General features: G+C 53.2%; 15 protein-coding genes. 4 read left to right on the top strand and 11 right to left on the bottom strand.

Annotated elements, in window-relative coordinates; all coding sequences use genetic code 11:
- The first annotated feature begins 66 nt into the window (after positions 1 to 66).
- Complete coding sequence (gene mqo, locus G6L28_RS18615; RefSeq protein WP_174065379.1) at positions 67 to 1,773, top strand: malate dehydrogenase (quinone); 1,707 nt, start codon at positions 67 to 69, stop codon at positions 1,771 to 1,773.
- A 376-nt stretch (positions 1,774 to 2,149) separates the two neighbouring features.
- On the opposite strand, the gene comJ (G6L28_RS18610) is transcribed toward mqo, so the two are convergent.
- The 11 genes from comJ (G6L28_RS18610) to tssH all read right to left on the bottom strand — a co-directional run bounded on the left by comJ (G6L28_RS18610) (position 2,150) and on the right by tssH (position 12,914).
- Positions 2,150 to 2,569 (bottom strand): competence protein ComJ, encoded by a 420-nt coding sequence (gene comJ / locus G6L28_RS18610; RefSeq protein ID WP_174065377.1) that lies wholly within the window; start codon positions 2,567 to 2,569, stop codon positions 2,150 to 2,152.
- A 396-nt stretch (positions 2,570 to 2,965) separates the two neighbouring features.
- Positions 2,966 to 3,445, bottom strand: a complete 480-nt coding sequence (comJ, locus tag G6L28_RS18605) for a competence protein ComJ (RefSeq protein ID WP_174065375.1) — start codon at positions 3,443 to 3,445, stop codon at positions 2,966 to 2,968.
- Positions 3,442 to 3,606 (bottom strand): NucA/NucB deoxyribonuclease domain-containing protein, encoded by a 165-nt coding sequence (locus G6L28_RS23215; protein WP_425292692.1) that lies wholly within the window; start codon positions 3,604 to 3,606, stop codon positions 3,442 to 3,444. The genes comJ (G6L28_RS18605) and G6L28_RS23215 overlap by 4 nt, the downstream gene beginning before the upstream one ends.
- Positions 3,607 to 4,004: 398 nt before the next feature.
- Complete coding sequence (locus tag G6L28_RS18595; RefSeq protein ID WP_174065373.1) at positions 4,005 to 5,228, bottom strand: hypothetical protein; 1,224 nt, start codon at positions 5,226 to 5,228, stop codon at positions 4,005 to 4,007.
- A 3-nt stretch (positions 5,229 to 5,231) separates the two neighbouring features.
- Complete coding sequence (locus G6L28_RS18590) at positions 5,232 to 5,615, bottom strand: PAAR domain-containing protein (protein WP_174065371.1); 384 nt, start codon at positions 5,613 to 5,615, stop codon at positions 5,232 to 5,234.
- Positions 5,616 to 5,620: 5 nt separating this feature from the next.
- A complete protein-coding gene (locus G6L28_RS18585) occupies positions 5,621 to 6,025 on the bottom strand; it encodes a hypothetical protein (RefSeq protein WP_174065369.1) in 405 nt (134 codons plus the stop codon).
- A 173-nt stretch (positions 6,026 to 6,198) separates the two neighbouring features.
- Entirely contained in the window at positions 6,199 to 6,972 is a 774-nt protein-coding gene (locus tag G6L28_RS18580) for a hypothetical protein (protein ID WP_174065368.1), read from the bottom strand.
- 12 nt (positions 6,973 to 6,984) lie between these two features.
- A complete protein-coding gene (gene tssI, locus G6L28_RS18575) occupies positions 6,985 to 9,072 on the bottom strand; it encodes a type VI secretion system tip protein TssI/VgrG (RefSeq protein ID WP_174065365.1) in 2,088 nt (695 codons plus the stop codon).
- Positions 9,073 to 9,135: 63 nt separating this feature from the next.
- Positions 9,136 to 9,636, bottom strand: coding sequence for a hypothetical protein (locus G6L28_RS18570; protein WP_174065357.1), 501 nt, complete (start codon positions 9,634 to 9,636; stop codon positions 9,136 to 9,138).
- A 72-nt stretch (positions 9,637 to 9,708) separates the two neighbouring features.
- The gene (locus tag G6L28_RS18565) at positions 9,709 to 10,185 is read right to left on the bottom strand and encodes an Hcp family type VI secretion system effector (protein WP_174065355.1); all 477 of its coding nucleotides are present in this window, start codon (positions 10,183 to 10,185) and stop codon (positions 9,709 to 9,711) included.
- A gap of 59 nt (positions 10,186 to 10,244) precedes the next feature.
- Positions 10,245 to 12,914, bottom strand: coding sequence for a type VI secretion system ATPase TssH (tssH, locus tag G6L28_RS18560; protein WP_174065353.1), 2,670 nt, complete (start codon positions 12,912 to 12,914; stop codon positions 10,245 to 10,247).
- Positions 12,915 to 13,156: 242 nt separating this feature from the next.
- Between tssH and tssA the strand changes: the two genes are divergently transcribed.
- From tssA to tssC, 3 genes are all read left to right on the top strand, one after another.
- The gene (gene tssA / locus G6L28_RS18555) at positions 13,157 to 14,212 is read left to right on the top strand and encodes a type VI secretion system protein TssA (RefSeq protein ID WP_234902641.1); all 1,056 of its coding nucleotides are present in this window, start codon (positions 13,157 to 13,159) and stop codon (positions 14,210 to 14,212) included.
- A 66-nt stretch (positions 14,213 to 14,278) separates the two neighbouring features.
- Complete coding sequence (gene tssB / locus G6L28_RS18550; protein WP_174065351.1) at positions 14,279 to 14,788, top strand: type VI secretion system contractile sheath small subunit; 510 nt, start codon at positions 14,279 to 14,281, stop codon at positions 14,786 to 14,788.
- Between the two features lie 83 nt (positions 14,789 to 14,871).
- On the top strand, positions 14,872 to 16,350 hold the full coding sequence (tssC, locus tag G6L28_RS18545) for a type VI secretion system contractile sheath large subunit (RefSeq protein ID WP_174065344.1): 1,479 nt from the start codon (positions 14,872 to 14,874) through the stop codon (positions 16,348 to 16,350).
- Positions 16,351 to 16,372 lie beyond the last annotated feature (22 nt).

Below are 16,372 nucleotides of genomic sequence, written 5' to 3'. Positions count from 1 at the left end.
GGCTTAAGTCCCGTGGGATTGCCAGCTGACGTAAAGCGGCCCAACGCCAAAAACGAGAGGTATCAGATGCCCGGCGAAAACAAGAGCGACTCAACCTCCCATTCCGACCGCCTCACGCTTAGCCGCCGCCAGTTGCTCGGCTCCGCAGCCGCAGGCGCTGCCGCGCTGTCATTACCGGCAGTTCCAAGTTGGGCGGCACCTGTCGAAAAAACGGTCGAAGTGTTGCTCATCGGCGGCGGAATCATGAGCTCTACGCTCGGTGTCCTGCTCAGCGAGCTTGAGCCGAGCTGGACGATCGAGATGCTTGAGCGCCTCAATGACGTCGCTCAGGAAAGCTCGAACGGCTGGAACAATGCGGGCACCGGCCACTCGGCGCTAGCGGAGCTGAACTACACGCCGCAGGATAACAATGGCAATGTCCATATCGAAAAGGCGGTGGAGATCAACGAAGGTTTCCAGATCACCCGTCAGTTCCTGGCCCACCAGATCGACATGGGTGTTTTGAAGGACCCGCGGTCTTTCATAAACTCCACCCCGCATATGAGCTTCGTCTGGGGTGACGAAAACACCGAGTTCCTGCGCAAGCGCCACGAGGCACTCAAGGCAAGCCCACTATTCTCCGGCATGCAGTTTTCAACCGATCCGGAGGAGATCGCCAAGTGGGTGCCGTTGATGATCGATGGCCGCGACCCGTCTCAAAAGATTGCCGCCACCTGGTCCCCTCTCGGTACTGACGTGAATTTTGGTCAGATCGTCCATCAGTATGTCACCCACCTGAAGGGCCTGCCAACGTTCAATCTGCAGACGTCGGCTGAAGTTCAGGAAATCGAGCGCAACACCGATGGCACGTGGAGCGTAGGCTTCGATAACACCAAGACTGGCGAGCGCAGCTCGATCAAGGCGAAATTCATCTTCCTCGGCGCGGGCGGCGGTGCGCTGCATCTTCTGCAGATGTCCGGCATTCCGGAAGGTGACGATTATGCGGGCTTCCCGGTCGGCGGCTCCTTCCTCGTCTGCGACAACCCCGACATCGTCAACAACCATCTTGCCAAGGCTTATGGCCAGGCCTCCACCGGCGCTCCGCCGATGTCGGTACCGCATCTCGACACGCGCGTGTTCGATGGCAAGCGCCACATCCTGTTCGGACCCTTCGCAACCTTTTCTACCAAGTTTCTAAAGCAAGGCTCGTATTTCGATTTGCCGGCCTCGGTCACGCTCGACAATATCTGGCCGATGATGAAGGTCGGCATGGATGAGTTCAACCTCGTCGAATATCTCGCGGGCCAACTCATGCTATCGGACGAGGACCGCATGACCGCGCTGCGTGAATACTTTCCGAAGGCGCAAGCCGCAGACTGGCGCCTCTGGCAGGCAGGCCAGCGTGTCCAGATCATCAAGCGGGACAAAGACAAGGGTGGTGTTCTGAAGCTAGGCACCGAAGTCGTTGCAGCGAAGGACAGCTCGATAGCAGCCCTGCTCGGTGCTTCGCCGGGCGCCTCTACGGCCCCACCGATCATGCTCGACGTGCTCAAGAAGGTCTTTGCCGAGAAGCTTAAGACCCCAGAATGGCAGGAAAAAATTCGGCGGATCGTCCCCAGCTACGGTATCAAGCTGAACGAAACCCCGGATATCCTTGTCAAGGAGTGGGCGGCAACGGCAGAACGCCTGCAACTGGCCATCGCGCCGCCGACAGTCAACCTCAATGCCACCAATCAACCGCCTGCAATCACGCCGGCAGGTGATGTCGAACGGGTCCCGGATATGGCCTTGTAGGCATCCGCGTACCAAAAGCGGTTTCCGGCAAACTTGCCGGATTCATCTACGAGACTGAAGGCAAGCCCAAGCGTCTTCGGTCTCGTTTCGCATTTGATCGCAAGGTCCTGCACTCAGAAATGTCAGCACGATAGAACGTCACTAGCTTTGAAAAGGTGACTTCGATTTGAGATCCGCCGCTGTAGGAAAATGTGATTTCAACTTTCGGAGCCACCGCAGTGTAGCTGTTCGGCAGACCTTAGCCCCGACCTTTTCATTTTGAGCAAGAACTCAAAATGCATTGTATCTGGAATAAGAAAACAGAAGTCTACTCCGCAGGCCGGGCAATTAAATTAAAAGGTGAAGTAAAGTCCATTTCGGCATCCGCTCTTTGAACTTAAAAAATAGGGTTATCTTCTTTTATGAATCTGAAGCGGATGCCATTATCGATTTTTTTGCCATCGTAAGAAACGTTAGGTAGCAATTCAAAAATCAACTGAAATCTTTCTATCTGAAAGATCGCAATCTTATTTTCCTCAGTTATAGATCCGACAGCTATGGAGCCATTAGTGAGGCGTTCGAATGATGTCAAAATAATTCGGCTAGGCTCCCCGGCAAGCACCGACTCTTCGGCGTCCTGAAGAATTTCGACTACGCAGTTCTGACCTTCCGGAACTCTGAACGAAACACTATTTGGACGCCAGGAAAACCCTTGTGAAATATGACGCGGCTCCCAGTCATTGAAAGGAGCGTCGAGACTTTCATTGAAAACGGCCACTTGCTGGTAGCTTACGAACAGTGGAAAAACTTTAGCCATAATCAAGGTCCAACATTAATCGTGGCTTTACAGTCATCACGGTATTTTCAAAGCTGGTTACCCATCGCAGCGCCTGCGCCCGTATTATCACCGGCAGTCACATTTCTAACGCTCGCACAAGCTCTGCGCTCTAAAAACATTGCAGGTGGATACTCATCGGGCTGCTTTCCAGGCTCCCGGGGAAACGGACTACTCGCCGCGGGGTCTACCGTTATCGCAATTGCGTGGAGCGCTTCTTCAACCGTATCATTCAAATGCGTGGACTAGCGACGCATGAGTGTGGCGCGCGGACAATTACTCGCAGCACTCAAACTTGCCGCGACGAGGATAGGTATTGCATCAACTAATGAGTCCATGTCCCAGGACTAGCTTCAAAATAGCTAATGTTCCATCAAGCTAAGCGCGTTGAGCCTCGCGACGGAGAACTTTGTCGGTCGCCAATTCCAAACCCTGTTTTAAAATCTCAAAAGAAGGCTCACTAGACTTGATGAACTTCATCGAAAGAAGATAAGCCGTTCCTTCAATTGGAGCGCTCGTGCCAGGAAGAGCCTCAAAAACAACATTATAAAGACCATTCGGAACCACGACATCACGCATATTCGCTATTGTGCCGATTTTTAAGATCTGAGTTACATCAAAGGGGGTCTGAACCGCCCACTCAGTTTTTGGATCAAGATCGAAATCCTCAGCCAAGTCTATTCTAAGAAAGCATTGCCCGTCGTGATCGGGAACGCCGAAACTGACAATTCCTTCCGACCACGCAAATCCTTGATCGACATGCTCATCATCCCACAGCAACCCAGGACGAGGCAGATCAGCAAGATGAACAACAACTTGCGTATATAGAACCGTTAGCGGAAATTCAGCGATCATCATGGGCCTACCACCATCGTAATTTTGCATCCTTCAGGAACACCTGCCAGCTGCGCTCCCAATTGTCCCCCGGCACTTCTGTTATCGCTTCGAGGAATGTGCCTCACGCTAGCACCGACACCACCTTCTGCAAAGGTTGCTGGTGGATATTCATCTCGGTCCATACCAGGCTTCGTAGGTATACCACGCAATGAAGCCGCCCGTCTTGCGTCGGTTCCGGGCCTATCCAGCGTTAAAACGCTTGGTTTTCCAGCTGTCTGTGCATCAACAATATGTTGAGCGGCCTGCGGCGATGCTGTACGGGAAATGGTGACTGTACGCTGACATGGGCAATCATCACAGGGTTCGTCGCGCGCTCTCGTTTGAGCGAGCTGATTTGCCATAGACGCTGCTTGCGCGAGCTGTGCTGCTTTTCTCGCCCGTTCTGCAGCGATGGCAGCTTCCGCCGCCGCAGTTGCAACTTGAGCCGTGCGGACTGCCCGGTAACCCTGGTACGCGCGATAGCCAAGCATGGCAAGACGACCGAGGCCGATAACGGCAGGTATAGCAAGCGGCAGAGCCATCAAGCACTCCCTAACACACGTTTGCCGGATAGTTCAGCCTGCCCGATTTTCACCATCGCATCCATGATCTGGTCAAGCGTCTGATCGGCATCACGAGAAGACCTGAGAGCTGACGTTATCTCGTGCTCATCGCCTATCGCACCGTTGGACGACGACATAAGAAATGCCCACTGTCCATGCGCGCGTTCAGAGCGAAGACCGAGTTCCTGGCCATGCGCCTCGTAGAACACGACTTTCTTGCGCAGTTCAGCATCAGACAGATTATTGTTCTCAGGGTCGGTGTCGCGGAGATATGCCATAACCCGTTTGCGAGAGACTTCTAACCGAGACGCACTCATTGCTGCCATAGCATCACGATCAAGCGTCAGAAAACCTCTATGCGATACAAGATCGCTGCCTCTACGGGCTCTCTTTACTCCGCCACCCCAAGCCTCATCTGGCGCGAAGATGATGCTGGAGGTCGGTCCAAAAAGGCGCGCGACCTGTATCTCGTTCAACGCGGGGATAGTTTGCATCATGACGTTGGCGTCGGCGTGCCGGAATATCACCAGCTCGCCGCTGGCTGCTTGTTCGTTTTCGGAGGACGAACCATCACCAGCCGCAGCAAATTCCACTTCGTTGGTGACGCGGGGGCCGTCAACGGATGCGGGACTGTCTCTCCAAACTCTAGGGACGAGTATTCTGTTAAGGCCACGAAGATGCCGATAAAGCTCTTCAGCGGAGAGCTTTTCATCACCGCACCAGAAAACAAGCGCTGGTTTGCCATCATTCAACTGCACCAGGTTGCGAAGGCGAGAGATAACAGTTGACGGATCTGCTTCGTTCACTGGCAACATCCCGCCACCCGTCAAATCACCGCCATTCAAGGAAGACACCATCCGCTCGGACAAGGCGGCAGAGCGCTGCGCCAACTCTTCGTCGGACATGTCGGCGCCGTCATGATCGAAGAGCGGCTCACCATCCTGCCTTGGCATAGCAGGCTGATAAGGGTCTATCAGCCAGGGACCACCAAGAATGACGGAATAGTCACCACCAGCATGGCGATAAAGCGGCCGATGAGAAACGTTGATATGCTTTAACAGACTTGGCAAATCGTTGAATTGAGCGCCGTCCATAACGGCGTAGACGCGCTTGTCTGCATCCGAGACAAGCTCCGAAACCGTGCTCAACAACGCCTGAGCGACTGAAGACAATTCGCGCTCGTCACTGGCAACAGTTCGCATCACTCACCCTCGAACCATCGGCATGGACTGAGAGGACATGCTCTTCTGGCAATCCGTACCGCCCGCACCACCAGAGCCGGATCCTCCATCATCACCGATGAACACATTGGGAGAGCCCGTTTGTGCCTGACCACCGCAATCAATCGCATCACCAATGCGACCGGCAGGCTTGCCGTTGATGAAGACGGTCGAGGAGCCAGCAGCAAGCTTGCGTCCATGGGCAGGTTCAGGGCAGACCGGGCAGCCATGCGGCACGTAAGCGTCACCCACGCGCATCAATGGCTTGTTGTTGACGAACACGTTTGGACTTCCGCCGGTCGCAAGCGTGGGCGGAAAGTGACATGAGTGGCCGGAGCCTATGTCAGTACGGCGGTGGGCTTGGGGCATTTAAACTAAGCCCTGTTTTTGTTGATGCAGTTTAGAGCGGCTTCAAATTTTATTCTGTCAGAGCCATCCCATAAGTGAGGAAGCGTGCATGAGTTATTGTAAAAGTATTTTGTTAACCGAAGACCCTTTTCGGGTAAATCCTTACCAACTTTGTAGGTCTTCCAAGCCATCGCCTCGCAAGGGTTGAAGTAGGATTGGTTTCCGACAACTGGAAAATTCTGTTGGCCATAAAATTTAACCAGCCATTCTCGCGATGTTTCGTCACCAAGTCTTGCAGCAATTCGTCTAAAATCCTCAGCTAAACAGAGATTTCTAAAGCCTAATTCTGTGTCTGAATCAGACACAAAGCGATCTTCGTAAAGCAATTCTGCCGCTGAAGCAATATCGGCAGGGTTCTCGCTTTCAGCCAATCTTATAACCTTAATATAAGACGCGGGAAGTGCGCTTAAATCTTCATTCGCCGGACATTGATGTACACGCCACATAGTTAAAGCGAAATCAAAAGCCGCAACCCCGACATAAATGATGAAAAAAAAGCAGCATATTCTTATCGCATTATTCCATAGGAACCTAAAAACATACATCATCGCGCGCCTATCTCTAGTCTCAGATTTTTCAGCCCCAACAGTTGGGCTCTTGACCTAAAATACGCTTCATCCAACTCGTCGTTTGCTTTTGCATCGATTCGACGCAAAATTTCCTCTTCGAACGCTTTCTCAATTATTCCCAACAAATTATCTGTCTGCCCCCAAATAACACCTGCAACTCCTAGTGCTTTTTTTGCTGCTGCTATAGCAATAATTCCAGCGGCTGTTGCTGCGTAACTATTGGTTTTATTACCCAACTGGACGTAGCCTCTAAGTTCGCTTATAGCATCCGCAGCTTTAATTAGATCATCGAAAGACATTCCGGCTAGAGCTTTAGGTTTCTCTCCATTCCTACGCATACTTTCTTTAAGTGTACCGTAGCTCCATAGAGCTGGATTTTCACCTTCTTCGAAAGGTGCTTTGAAGTATTCTTTAACAACGTCATAATGAATAAGTGGCGGCTGCCAGAAGAAATTGGTATTTACCTCGTCGCAAGCCGCGGCTTGCTCTGGATCAAATTGTTCTATGAAATTAATCGCGTAACAGTAGTGCCAAGCGCCTAACACACCATGTATATCGTAACCGTAAAAAGCAGATTTTTTAAATCCCACCCCATTGTTGGAAAAATAATCGACGAATAAGTCGTAAATCGCCTTTAACGCCTTTTCATTAGCACGTGATAAATCTAGTGGACGATATGAAACGGTATCCTTACTATAACCATTTAAAAGTTCTTTGCCGTCAAACGAGAGAAAATCATTAATATCCATTTTTATGACCTCTCAGTTTAACTCTATTTTACTACCATTTATTGAAACAATTCCATCTGCCTTTATTTCTATATTTCCATTTTTCTTCAATATTATCTTGCATCTTTCGTTGCCAATCCGAATATCCCCCAAGCTGTCAATGATTGTAAACTGCTCAGAAGTGATAGACATTTTTTTTGACGCATGAACGTCGAAGTTGAGGCTTTTCGACTTGAATCGTCTTTCAGCAATGAACCCGATATCATTAGCCGATGAAAATTGTATATTGTTACCAGCATGCTGAACGTAAGATCCACGAACATAAGAAAGTTTACTTGCCGTTGAATTGTCAAAATTCGGCTCGCCATCTAATTGCATATGCGCCACAGAAAAAGGAAGATATGGCGATTCATTTTTTTCGTATCCTACGCTCTCCGTATATGTACCTCTCACTGTCTCAGTTTTAGAATTTTGATAATTATAATTTGCGTTTCTTCTTACAATTGAGCTTAAGCCGCCCAATACATATGAAATGTGATTGTTTTTCGTGACAGACGAAAAGTTTTTTTCTGCATGAATAAATATCTCTTCGTCATCTTTTTTGTCTTCAAATCGTAGCTCATTGTAACCCACGCCTTTGTAGGTATTGGTCCGGAATACGCTTCTCGTCTTATTTGCAGGCAATTCATACGGTACCATTTGCTTCGCATTCGGCACTACCCCCGTCACCAGCGGCCGGTCCGGGTCACCATCGACAAACGCGACCATCACCTCCATGCCAATACGGGGAATGATTTGCCCGCCCCAGGTGGAGCCTGCCCAGTTTTGGGCGACCCGAACCCAGCACGTATCGGTGCCATCTTTCTTTGCCTTGCGGTCCCATGGGAACCACAGCTTGATGCGGCCATATTGATCCGGATGGATTTCTTCTCCCTCCGGGCCAGCAACAATCGCTACCTGCGTGCCTTCGATGCGCGGGCGCTTCGTTTTTCGGTGCGGCGTCAGCGGTACGCGGGCGGGGATCGCCTCGAATTGGTTGCGGTATTCCGGTTCGTTGCTGTTGGTTTCATAGGAGCGATCCACGATGGTGTGGCTTGCCCGGATGATCACATGCTCTTCATATTCATGCTTGGGATGCGCCACCTCGTATGGGGTGAAGCGGCGACCGGCTTCGAGAGTGCGCGAGGTCGATCCGCCGAAGACGCGGTCGTGATCGGCTTCGGTGGCCTGTACTCTCAGCTTCTGCGCTCGTTCGGCCTCTTCTACGGTCTTGATGCGGGAGGGATATTCGTAAAGCTCGCGCTTGGTCGCATCCGGCATCTGCACCAGAGACGGGGTCATCGAGCCCGGTACCATCGAGGGCGTTTCGAAGTTCCAGTCGGCACCGGCGCGCTGGCCCGGCACGTAGGAAAAGCGGCGCGCCCAGTCATTGATGTGGTTGCGATCCGACGAGCCTTGTGCCAGTCTTACCTTGCCTTCACCTTGAGCGGATGGTGAAGGCCCCAGCCAGCCATTGGCGCCATCGGCCACATGGAGCTTGTGAGACCCGTCCTCATGGCTAAAAAAGTAGAAGAGCCCATCCTCTTCGAAACGGCGTAGGAGATAGTCCAGATCCGTTTCGTTCCATTGCACACTGTACCCTTGCGCGGGCGGAGGGGCGATGATGCCGGAAGTGTCCGGTGCCGGAATGCTGTGTTCGGAAAACAGCGTCTCGGCAATCTCGACCGTCGTCTTGTTCATCCAGATGCGGCAGTCGGAGCGCCGTGATAGCAGCCACATCTGCGGACGGATGGTAATCGCATAGGAGCGCAGGCCACGGGTGATCGGTGGGCCTTCGTGAAGCTCCGTAACCAGACCGTTGAATGGGCGGCGGATGCCGCTGCCGTCTTCGCCATCGCCCTGTTGAACCTCGACCGAGACATCGACCAGACGCCCGATCAATTCTTCGGGCTTGACGGCTTCCTTCTTGGCGCGGACGCTGAGTTGGATCTCGAAGAGCTGAGAGACGCCCTCATTGACCACCACGCGCTCTGGCAGAAGCTGGTCTTCACCAAGCGGCGACTTGACCTTGAGGACGCGGCTTGCCTGGACGAAGTCAGACGAAGATGGCTGTTCAGTCATGAAGTTGTCTCCATCACTTCGCATGATGTTCAATTATCCTGGCGACCCTAACGTCTGAAGCGTTCAAAGACGCTCTCCAACGAGATAGGCGTACTGGAATTTCGTCGCGTTATTTGGAACCGCATCCACCTTGGGACCGAACATAAGCTCGTTGGTGAGAATGGTGCCGATATCTGCTTTCGTGGGGACAGTGCCGAGGAGGTAGATATCTCTCGACATAAACATCCTGTTGCCAAAGGAATTGCCGACAGCGTAATTGACCTGAAGAGCGAAGGCTGAATGACCGTTGCTCAGCAAGGCTTCCTGGATTTTCGTTTCATTGACGTCCAGCCACTTCTTTAGCCAAACCGACAAAGAGTGCTCATTTGCCATGCCCATAGCCTGACTGACGACCGCGGCGCGGGCACCTCCGACTGCCAGGCGTGCATTGTATTGACGAGGCCCATCGGGAAGCGACTGGTAGGAAGAATCGGGACCCCGGCGCATGGTCTGGACAGGAACAATTTCGTCCTGCTTTACGGGCCTTACAGAAAACGTTCGCGTGGATACGGCAAAATTCGGCATAGCTATATTCCCAGATCAAAAAAACAAACGATACGATCCGGCGCGGTTGCCCGGCGCCGGATCGCAGGATGGTTAGGCAGCCTTAGTTGTTGCCAGATCGTAAGATGCGATCATTGGCGACTGCTGCGAGTTGTTATCGTCTGCAGGAATGTACTTCACTTCCAGCTTGGTGAAGTTGAGCTTGATTGTCTCTACTGGACGGTCACCGCTGGAATCGACCGAGTAGCTGGCGATAAGCGTGTTTGTCAGAAGATACTGGATGTAGGTGTTGCCCGGATTGCCGGTAGTCACCAGATGGATCGTCGCAAGCTTGCCGGTACGGCCAGCGCAGGCTTCGCTGAACAGCTTGGTCGAAGAGGAATCGCTAACCTTGGTGAGAATAACTTCCGAGATCGTTGGTTCGGAAGCTTCGCGGTTTGCAGCAGAACCCGCCGATGTGTTCATGTTGCGCGACACATTCCAGTGAAGGGCCTCAATGTCCATCCACTTACGATGTTCCTCGTGGGTAGCGTCACCCTGGATGCCGTCGATCTGCAAATAAATTGGCATGCTATATGCTCCTGTAGCTAAAAATGGCCTCTTGCTTCGAAGCCGAGTTGACCTTTCAACTAATGCCGCATGCGTCGGGAAATCCCTTCCGACGCGGCAACTTCATTCACTCCAGCCTTTTCGCCTGGAGGGAATTCATCTGCTTCCCCTGCCGCCTCGGCGCGAACGCCGAACCGATCCCCATCAAAATCAACAGTGACGTTGCGCACCTTTTCGCCAGCAATGACCTTTTCGAGGAAGAAGCTGGAAAGAGGTGGCAGGAGGTCCTTGCCGATCATGATCTCTATGGCGCGAGCGCCAATTTCGCTTGAGCCCGCCCTCGCGACCAAGGCCGCACAGGCTTCGTCTGACATGACGAGCTCCGCGCCGTAGGTCGCAAGAACCCGCTCTTTGATTTTACCGATCTGGATATCCACGATCCTTGCAAGCTGCTCTGGACCGAGCGGCATGAAGGGCAGGATGATCGTGCGCCCAAGAAAGGCGGGTTTGAATTGCTTGGCGAGTTCCGGCATCAACAGTGCCTCGAGCGCCTCGCCTTCAGGCATCGTGTCCGGATCTGCTGCGAGCGCCGTCAACAGTTCCGATCCGGTATTCGCCGTCAGGAAAATGGTGGTGTTCTTGAAGTCGACATCACGGCCCTCGCCATCACGCAGAACTCCCTTGTCGAACACCTGGTAGAAGATGTCCTGAACGCCGGGATGCGCCTTGTCGATCTCATCCAGCAAAAGCACGCCGAATGGACGACGTCGAACCGCCTCCGTCAATACACCACCTTCGCCGTAGCCGACATAACCGGGAGGCGAACCAAGCAGCAGAGAAACCTTATGCTCTTCCTTGAACTCGGACATGTTGATGGTGGTGAGATGACTATTGCCGCCATAAAGAAGGTCAGCCAGCGAAAGCGCCGTCTCGGTCTTGCCTGTGCCGGACATGCCGACGAGAAGGAAGACGGCGGGCGGGCGGCGCGGATCGGAAAGTCCAGCGCGCGCGGCGCGCATAGCATCAGCGATGTGGCCGATTGCCAGATCCTGCCCGATAACCCGTTGCTTCATTCGCTCATCAAGTGTCCGAGCGCTTTCGATCTGGTCCGCGAGCAGCTTTCCAAGAGGAATGCCTGTCCAGCGCGATACCACTGCGGCGATGACCTCTCGGTCGACCACGGTCGGGACGAGCTTTTCCGAGGCGTTCGCTGGCACGTGCGTTAGCGGGCGGAGCGTTTCCACGTTGGACGCGTCACCATCCGAAGCCTCGGGCGCTTCTGATCCGGATATCTCCGCCATCTCGGCCTCATAGCGAAGACGAATGCCAGATATCTGCGATTCCAGCTTTTCGAGCTCCGCCCGAATTGCGTCAATTCGCTTTGCGATCTCGTCGTCTGCAGGCTCTCGCTGCAACCATGTCAACTCCTCCGAAAACAACTGCTGCTCTGCCTCCATCGCGCGCAGCCGCTCGGGCAGCGTCTGACGGGCAAGCGAGACGGCTGCGGAAGCAGTGTCCATGAGGCTGACGGCCTTGTCAGGCAATTGGCGTGCGGGCATGTAGCGCGCGGATAGCTGGACAGCGGCGACGATAGCTTCATCGCGAATGACAACATCATGATGCTTTACGAAGGTATCTGCCACACCGCGCAACATGCGGATCGCGGTGATTTCGTCCGGTTCACGCACATGCACAGGCTGGAAACGCCGCGTCAACGCCGCGTCTTTTTCAAAATACTTCTTGTACTCTGCCCACGTCGTGGCCGCGACGGTACGAACCTCGCCACGCGCTAAAGCAGGCTTCAAGATATTGGCCGCATCGCCTTGGCCCGCGACACCACCGGCACCAATCATGCCATGCGCTTCATCAATGAAAAGAATGATGGGATCAGCCGAGCGTTTAACCGCATCGATGACGCCATGGAGCCGTCGCTCGAACTCGCCCTTAACACCCGCTCCGGCCTGAAGTAGTGACAGGTCGAGCGATAAAAGGCGCACGTTTCGTAATTTTTCCGGCACGTTGCCAGAGACGATCTCCAACGCCAGCGCTTCGGCAACCGCAGTTTTGCCTACTCCCGCCTCGCCCACGAGAATAGGATTGTTCTGTCGGCGTCGGGTTAGGATATCAACCATCTGCCGCAACTCGTCGTCACGCCCGATTACGCGGTCGATCTTTCCACCACGGGCATCAGCGGTCATGTCCTGCGTGTAAAGTCTCAAGAAATCGTTCTGGTCTGCGCCTGCCTGACCACTCGAGGCAGTCTTGCCGCCTTGATCCGACGCCGAGGCAGTTACCGCAGCCTCTTTACGCAACCTGTCGAGCGCAGAACGGTTCATGTTTTTCAGCGACGGAAAAGCCGAACGGGAAAACGCACGAAGAGACGGCTCGTCATCCAATGCCAGCAGCAGGTCTGCCAGCACGACACGATCCCTTCCCGCCTCCAGTGATGCGAGCAGCCAGGCTTCTCTACCGACCGCGAGAATGTTTTGAGAAAGCGAAACGGCCTCGCCGTCGCCTATAACAGCCTCATCGAGACTGCGGTCTATTTCTTTCGCGAATACAGTCAAAGGAATTTCGAGCTCATCCAGAACGCTCGAATAAACGCCTGACTCTACAACCGAATACAGCCAGTGGGCGATATCGACATAACGATGACCACGACGAACTGCAATCGACGCGGACGCTTCCAATGCCACACGCAGCTCTGGCTCAAGCGCTTCCACAAGGCGGTTGAGATCGATATGCGGCATGCCGAAAGCCTCCGTCTGAGATCATTTCACAACGTTACGTGGCATAACTAAGAACATGAAACCGTGATTGTCTAGCCTAAAGTTGCTTTTTTATTTCAATAGCTCAACCACAAGACGCCTCAATTTAGACACATTTACACTAAGTCTGTTTACTGAATAGCTTGACGTGGCGTAAGAAACTCACCTTACGTTACGTAAGAAACGTCATAAAAGTATTACATTTTATTGGAGCTAGACTGTCTTTGACCGCGAATTTGGCTGTAAGAAAAATAGAATATTCTGGAGATTGCGGAGAAAACATTCGCAACAACCAAACAACGCGCGAGACATACTATAGAATTAAGGACGAACGTAACCAGGCTCGTGCAGAAGAACGCACTATATCACCTCAAGAAGTTCTATGGGTGCCGAGCAACTGGAATGATGTTAGCAATCTCGGATTGCAAATTATATATAACAAAAGCAAGGACGTCGAAATATTGGCGTGGCTTACCGAAGCGAAATTGCGGCTGGAGGGGTTTCCCGGTCTGCGTGAAGTTTACGAAATTTGCGAGGACATTTTCTGCAACCACTGGGAATCCGTTCGCTCTATCAGCGATGAAGACGAAGAAGAAAAATTTGCGCCTTTTGCCGGATTGAATGGAATCGGAAGTGAGGGAACGCTGGTTCAACCACTACGGCTCACCTCGCTTATTCCGACCAGTAAATATGGTGAGCACAGTCTATGGGACTTCCAGCTGGCGCAACGCCCTAATGAAAGCAAACGCAAGGAAGAGATTTATCGTGCCGCCTCCGAGGCTGGTGTCGCTGCCATGTCTGAACACCTTGCCAATGTAAATGCGTGCCTCACCACTTTCGACCGGGTAATGGCTATCATCACCGAGCGCTGCAGCCAGTTTGCGCCGCCTAGCTCCAACATAAGAAACGTTCTGATCGAGGTCGCTGCTGCGATCCGCGCTCTGGGTGGGCGAGATATCGAGCAGGCGGATGTTTCGACACCTGTTCCCGCCGAGATCGGCACAACAGTCGCAGGGCAATCACCGATACAGAGTCCGGCACGAATCCCAGAAGGAATCGCGTCACGCGACGAAGCGTTTGAAACTCTTCTTATAGTTGCGCGTTACTTTCGCCGTACAGAACCGCACTCACCCATTTCATTGGCGATTGAAACGCTGGTTCGTCGGGGGCGCATGGATTTTTCTGAACTGCTGGCAGAGCTTCTACCCGAAGCCCAAGTCCGAAACGCAGTTCTGACGGCGGCGGGCATAAACCCTGCCGGAGACAATAACGGAAAGTAGTCGAATCGCGGAGGAAGCCCTCTGCAACAGTTTTAAAAAATGCCTGATGGCATGAAGGAGGTTTAAATGGCGAGCGTACACGAAAAGCTGGAGCGGGTTCGCAAACCGCGTGTTCATATCAAGTACGAAGTAGAGACCGAGGGCGCGATGGTAGTGAAGGAACTGCCATTTGTCGTAGGCGTGCTGGGTGATTTTTCCGGCAACCCGACACAGCCGCTAAAGCCATTTGGCGAGCGCAAATTCGTTCAGGTCGACCGTGACAATTTCGACGAAGTGATGCGTCGGATGACGCCGGGCCTGAACATTGCCGTACCGAACACGCTGCAAAAGGACGGTACTGACATGCAGGTCAACCTCAAATTTGAAAGCATGGAAGATTTCGAACCTGGCTCGGTCGTACAGCAGGTTCCGGCCCTCAAAGCACTGCTCGATGCGCGCAACGAACTGCGTGACCTGCTTTCAAAGGCAGATCGTTCAGAAGATCTCGAGCGGATGCTGGAAGATATTCTTCAAAACAAGACCGACCTTGCGACGCTGGTTTCCGAACTCAAGGACAAGAACGGCAAGGCTGAATAGTCCTGACCATTCCAACGCTCCGTGACGCGGAGTTCTACTATTCAAGCGGCGAAAGCTTTGGCCGCATGTGGAAGGATTGAAAAATGAGCGCTGAAAGCCTGCTGAAAAATGACGCACAGGCCACGACCGCAGAAGAGGGCTTGCTTTCGAAAGTCGTCGCCGCCACTCGCCAGACTGAACCGGACCGGGCCCAGAACCTGCTGCGTACGCTGACTGATCAGGCGCTGAAAGGGACGGTAAAGTACGACCGCAACCTGACCGTGACCCTCAATCGGGCGATTTCGGAGCTTGACAAGACGATTTCCGAGCAACTCGCCGCAATCATGCAGTCGCCCGAATTTGCCAAGCTTGAAGGCACGTGGCGCGGACTGAACTACCTTGTCAAGAATTCCGAAACCAGTGTGAACCTCAAGATCCGGGTGATGAACGCGACCAAGCGCGAGCTCGGTCGAGACCTTGAAAAGGCAGTGGAATTCGATCAGTCGCGGCTGTTCAAAGCCATCTACGAAGACGAATTTGGTACACCGGGTGGCGAACCTCTTGGTGCAATCATCGGTGACTATGAATTCGACAACTCATTCGATGACGTACAGATGCTTCAGGGCGTCTCTTCCATCGCCGCAGCGGCCTTCGCGCCGTTCATTTCGGCCGCAAGCCCTCGCATGTTCGGCTTTGACGATTACCGTGATCTCGCTCGTCCGCGCGATCTCGAAAAGATTTTCGACACGGTGGAATATGCCAAGTGGCGCAGTTTCCGCGAAAGCGACGATTCCCGTTTCGTTACGCTGGCGCTGCCGCGCGTTTTGGCCCGCATGCCCTACGGCCCCAAGACAAACCCGGTCGACGAATTCGGATATGACGAGACCAAGGGTTCGCCAAATGGCGATCTTCAGCATGATGAATATTGCTGGATGAACGCGTCTTACGTGATGGGGACAAAGTTGACCGATGCCTTTGCCAAATACGGCTGGTGCACGGCAATTCGTGGCGCGGAAAACGGCGGCAAGGTAGAAAATCTACCGATGCATGTCTTTTCGAGCGATGATGGCGATCTCGACCTCAAATGCCCGACGGAAGTCGGCATTACCGACCGACGCGACGCGGAACTCGGAAAGCTCGGCTTCCTGCCACTCTGCCATTACAAAAACACCGATTACGCAGTATTCTTCGGCGCACAGACTGCCCATAAGCCCAAGCTTTATGACCGACCCGAAGCCACTGCGAATGCCGCAGTCTCCGCCCGCCTGCCATACATCATGGCGACCTCCCGCTTTGCGCATTATCTCAAGGTGATGGGTCGCGACAAGATCGGCTCCTTCATGGAGGCTTCCGATTGCGAAGTCTGGCTGAACCGCTGGATCTCCAACTATGTCAACGCAAATGACGAAGCAGGCGAGGAAAGCCGCGCAAAATACCCACTGCGTGAAGCGAAGGTAACGGTGCAGGAAGTACCGGGCAAGCCGGGTTCCTACAATGCCGTAGCCTGGATGCGTCCATGGTTGCAGATGGAAGAACTGACGACCTCCCTGCGTATGGTTGCACGTATCCCATCCAAGAACTGACGTTGGTGGCGGGGCACATCGC

This window comes from Agrobacterium larrymoorei, from assembly GCF_013322225.1.
Taxonomy (GTDB): Bacteria; Pseudomonadota; Alphaproteobacteria; order Rhizobiales; family Rhizobiaceae; genus Agrobacterium; species Agrobacterium larrymoorei_A.
The sequence above is the reverse complement of the archived record's forward strand: the minus strand, read 5'-3'. Positions and strand labels throughout refer to the sequence as shown.